At 60.7% G+C, this 5,191-nt stretch carries 4 protein-coding genes; 2 read left to right on the top strand and 2 right to left on the bottom strand.

The features are described from left to right. The first annotated feature begins 310 nt into the window (after nt 1-310). Nucleotides 311-1,291, top strand: a complete 981-nt coding sequence (locus A3730_RS13465) for an NADPH:quinone oxidoreductase family protein (protein WP_063538239.1) — start codon at nt 311-313, stop codon at nt 1,289-1,291. 49 nt (nt 1,292-1,340) lie between these two features. On the opposite strand, the gene A3730_RS13460 is transcribed toward A3730_RS13465, so the two are convergent. Together A3730_RS13460 and A3730_RS13455 are read right to left on the bottom strand one after the other, a co-directional pair. Then, nucleotides 1,341-1,784, bottom strand: coding sequence for a thioesterase family protein (locus A3730_RS13460; protein ID WP_063520363.1), 444 nt, complete (start codon nt 1,782-1,784; stop codon nt 1,341-1,343). 102 nt (nt 1,785-1,886) lie between these two features. Continuing rightward, on the bottom strand, nt 1,887-3,290 hold the full coding sequence (locus A3730_RS13455; protein ID WP_063520362.1) for a phospholipase D family protein: 1,404 nt from the start codon (nt 3,288-3,290) through the stop codon (nt 1,887-1,889). 249 nt (nt 3,291-3,539) lie between these two features. Here A3730_RS13455 and A3730_RS13450 point away from each other — a divergent pair. After that, nucleotides 3,540-5,191, top strand: a 1,652-nt coding sequence (locus A3730_RS13450) for a hypothetical protein (RefSeq protein WP_063538237.1), incomplete at its 3' end; no start/stop codon positions are given.

The raw sequence follows: 5,191 nt of genomic DNA, 5'->3' as shown, positions 1-5,191 counted from the left end.
GAGATATGTCCATCCATCGAAAAAGCGCAACAACGAGTGCGGGCCAGCCTGAATGACCCGAAGGGCGTGGCCTGAAGCGCACATCTGCTGCGCCTTGCCTCTCGGAAAGGGAACCACCCTGACCATCAAGACAAGACGCAACAGCTGCACGCTTCAGGCCACGCTGAGCATGCAAGGAGTTTTTCAGAGGTTCCCAGGCAGCTATTAGTTATCTTTATCCCTCTCAATGCGCCCCATGCATTTGTCTAATGCCCCCATCGGCGTTAGCGTCTCCTACACATAAAAATTCTGATTTTCGGGAGAGCACCACATGCGCGCCATTCTGTGCAAGGAACTGGGCCCAGCCAACACGCTGGTCATTGAAGACATCGCATCCCCTGCGCCGGGCAAAGGCGAAGTAAAGGTGCGGGTAAAAGCCGCCGGGCTGAACTTCCCCGACACCCTGATTATCGAAGGCAAGTACCAGATCAAACCGGAATTGCCGTTTTCACCGGGCGGTGAAATGGCCGGCGAAGTGCTGGAAGTGGGCGACGGCGTGAAAAACTTCAAACCCGGCCAGCGGATCATGGGCCTCACCGGTTACGGTGCCTTTGCCGAAGAAATTCTGGTGCCGGAGAACCGTCTGATCCCCGTGCCTGACGGCATGGATGACCACACCGCCGCCGCCTTTTCCATGGTCTACGGCACCAGTTATCACGCGCTGAAACAACGGGCCAACATCCAGCCCGGGGAAACCCTGCTGGTGCTCGGCGCCAGTGGCGGCGTAGGGCTGGCTGCGGTGGAAATTGGCAAGGCCATGGGCGCCAACGTAATCGCCTGCGCCAGCAGCGACGAGAAACTGGAAGTGGCCAGGGAAGCCGGCGCGGATGACCTGATCAACTACGCTGACGAAGACCTGAAAGAGGCGCTGAAAAAGCGTTACCCGAGAGGCGTGGACGTGATCTACGACCCGGTGGGCGACAAGTTCACCGAAGCGGCCCTGCGCAACATGGCCTGGAACGGCCGCCTGCTGGTGGTCGGTTTTGCCGCCGGCGACATCCCCAAAATTCCCGCCAACCTGGCGCTGCTGAAAGGCTGCTCCATCGTCGGGGTATTCTGGGGCGCGTTCACCCAGCAGGAACCGAAAGTGAACATGCAGAACATCATGGAACTGTTCCAGCTGTTCGGCCAGGGCAAGCTCAAACCGCGCATCAGCCAGGTATTCAAGTTCGAAGAATACGAACAAGCACTGGCCGCGCTGACCTCACGTACCGCCAAGGGCAAGGTGGTGCTGGACGTGGCCGGAGCCTGAACCACACGCCGTGCAGGAGTACCACCAGCGGTGCTCCTGCACCAGGCGTTCAGCCGCGACCACTCTGGTCGATGACGACCCCCGGCGCTCCCGCCTGCAGCCGTTCACGCAGATCATCCGGCACCGGGGTTTTCGCGAACGGCTCGGTGGTCATCATCACGTACACCGCTTCCGAACGGGCAATGGCACGGCCATCATCCGCGTGGCGGATATCCGCTTGCAGGGAGAACGACGTGTTGCCCATATGGGTGAGTGACACGAACACATCCAGCACGTCATCAAACCGTGCCGATGACTGCCATTCCGTGGTCAACTTCACCACCTGGTTATCCAGCCCTTCCGCCAGCAACTGGCTGTAATCCCGCCCCAGTGCACGCATGAATTCGGTCATGGCGATGTCCACGTAGTCCCCGTAACGAGCGTTAAACACCACATGCTGGGCATCGCATTCGTTGTAGCGCACCCGGAATCGAAAGCAAAAAGGCTGGACCATGATGTTCTCCATAAAATCCAAAATATCGCAACAACCTGCAAGCTCCCTCTATGCCCGTTGGCGCTCACCAGTCGGCGACTAAAGACAACCAGCTTGCCGCGCCTACAGCATCCGCTCAATGGGCAATAGCGACAGCAACCATGCCAGCAGCCGTCGCCACACCGTCACGTCAGGTTCGCTGTGGCGCACCACCGGACGACCGTCATGGCCATCACCGGCCCAGGTCAGTTTTTCCTGCTCTTTGTCGACCCGATAACTGTTTTCCGGCGCCAGCCCTTCTTCAATAAACGCCGCCACCTGCTGCCCCAGTTCGGCAGACGCCACGTAGTAACCCATCTCGGTATTCAGGTGCACCGAGCGCGGGTCAATATTGAACGACCCAACAAAAATTTCACGCCGGTCCAGCACCATGGCCTTGGTATGCAGGCTCGCCTGGGACCGGCCTTTGAACAATCGCACCTGACGACGCAGCGCCCGGGCATTGGGCTGCAATTCATGCAATTCCACCCCCGCCGCCAGCAACCCCGGCCGATAACGGGCATAGGCACCATGAGCTGCAATCACATCATTGGTCGCCAGGCTATTGGTCAACACGGCCGCTCGCCCACCCCGCTGCCGAAAGCCCGCCAGCGCCTCAACAAAGGCGTCACCCGGAATAAAATAACTGGCTTCCATCAGCAATTCGCGATGGTCTTTCCTGCCCAGTAACCGGGCCAGCTGCTCACCCATCAATGTCTGCTTGGCACCGCTGGCCTTGTCCGGGCTATCGAACAACAACGCCGCCGGCGCCTGCACACATTGCTGCTCCTGCTTGCGCAGGTACTCGGTAAAAAACGCTTCGTGTTGGGGAAACAGGTAAGGATAGCCTTTCAGGGAGGTGCGCCAGCGCCCCAGCCAACGCCAGATCCGTTCCGCCGTGGCCTCGGTTCGGCGCCGGTAACTTTTCATGGGCACCGCCAGCGGGCTCTGCCAGAAGGCATCAAACGCAGTGCGGGTATCCGCCACAATGGCGCCATGGGCGTACAGATCCAGATCCCGGAAATTGGTGGACGCATTCACCCCAAAATAATGGTCGGCAATATTTCGCCCGCCCACCAGCGCCCGCTCCCCGTCCATGATCCAGGCCTTGTTATGCATGCGGTGATTAAGCAGCGGCGCATGGTAGAGCCATTGCAAAAAATATTTATAGCGACCCTTGAACGGGTTGAATAACCGCACCTCGATATTGGGGTGCGCATCCAGCGCCGCCCACTTCACATCGCGGCCCAACTGATTGGCATGATCCAGCAACATGCGCACCTTCACACCCCGCCGCGCCGCTTCCAGCAAACGATAGATCAGCAGCTTGCCGGTGGTGTCGTCATCCCAGATGTAGTACTGCACATCCAGCGTGCGCTGCGCCAGCCGAGCCAGGGTGACTCGCAGGGTGAACGCCTGATCGCTGTCGGCGACCAGCGAAAAAGACGACACCGGCGTGGGGGCCGAACCGGAGGCTGTCTGGTTCATTGTGCCTCACCTTTTTGCCCGTACTCTGGCCGTTGTGATCGCCCGTCAATCCGCAAACCGGTACCCATAGCGTCGCCCTCTCTGCCCCCTGTCATGATGCCCTGATGACAGGAATATAAAACCTGCCCTGAGTGCCAACCCTGCCATACATTCACCGGAATTCATCAAACTATCACGATCTTTTTACCGCATTTTCTTGTCGCCGCATCAGCCTTGGGCTCTCCCCTTCTGGTTCAAGGATGATCCCACATGAACAAACGGATTCTCACTACCCTGTTGGCCACGCTCTGCGCCAGCGTCAACGCCGCCCCCTACGACTGGAACTACCCGGCGCCAATTCAATCCCCCGGCGCTAACGATAATGGCAAGGTCGTGCTCTTCGATGTTTCCCATGGCGGCACGGAAGGCAATGCGGACTGGGTTATTGACGGCGCTTTTTCCGACTTCGCCGATGCTCTGGTCAGTGCCGGTTACACCGTGCAGGAATACCGCGGGGTGGATAAAAACAGCGACGGCGTTATCCAGTTTGTGGATGACTACACCAACCCCACCACCGCCAACAGCAACGCCAACGAAGCGGTCATCACTTACACCGCCATCAGTCACGCGGATGTACTGGTCCTCGCGGAAAGCAACCGCCCCTTCACCCAGGCGGAATTGCAGGCCCTGGAAGATTTTGTGGCCGCCGGCAAGGGCATCTTCTTTGTTGCCGACCACTACAACGCCGACCGAAACCTGAACACCTGGGACAGCACCGAGGTATTCAACGGCTATAACCGCTCCACCCTGTCCCAGTTCAATGTGGGCGGCAGCTACGGCGACCTGCGTAATCCCGGCGTCGCCACTGGTGGCTGGCTGGCACAGGAGTTCGGCATCCGCTTTCGCTTCAATGCCATCGACTGGCACAGCGGCGCCAGCGGCATCGAGCCGGCCAGCCAGGTAGAGGGGCTGACCACCGGCGTAGGCCCGGTACTGATGGCCGGTGGCGCCACCCTGGCGATCACCGACCCGAACAAGGCCAAGGGCCTGGTGCACTTCTCCACCAGCGACAGCCCCAGCCGCTGGACCCACGCGGTGGATTCCGGGCTCTACTTCGGCGGCACCGCCGAAGGCCCCTACGTGGCCATCGCCAAATCCGGCCCCGGCAAGGCCGCCTTTATCGGCGACTCCAGCCCCATCGAAGATGCCTCACCCAAGTACAAGCGCCAGGACAACGGCAACACCAAGAGCACCTATCCGGGCTGGACCGATGCCGGCAACGCCGCCCAGCTCAGCATTAACCTGATCGACTGGCTGGCCACCCCGGAAAGCTATACCCAGTTCAACAGCAGTGCCCACCCGGCCGGCACCGCCACGCCCACCCCCATGGCCAGCGAAGAGCTGGACGACCCGGACAACGGCCAGCCCTGGAACACGCCTTCCGGCGGCTATAACCCCTGGGATGCCAGCACCTTGGACTACGGCGCCTATGGCGCCCCGGACGGCCCCGGTGGCAGCCCAGGCGGCGGTGAGGTGCTGTCCGTCAGCGAGGCCCTGGCCGAACCCACCGGCACCACCGTCACCGTGGCAGGGGTGATCACCCAGGCCATCAATGGCGAGTACGCGCTGGAAATTGAGGACAGTAACGGCAGCGCCACCCTTTACGTGAAACTGGAAAGCCAGTACCGCAACGACTTCAGCCCGCAGAACAACCCGGCAGTGATCGGCGAAACCCTGCAGGTGAGCGGCGAGCGTGACGTCTACATGGGCGAGCCCAGCATCGAGTACGTCACCGACATGGCACTGGTGGACGGCAGCAGTGGCGGCGGCAGTTGTGGCAGCAGCGGCGCGGTGTCGGTAAGCGATGCCTACGCCAGCAGCCAGGGCACCCCGCTCACCGTGGTGGGCGAAGTGATCGGCGG

The sequence above is a fragment of the Alcanivorax sp. HI0044 genome, from assembly GCF_001634945.1.
This window is presented reverse-complemented; position numbering and strand designations above follow the sequence as displayed.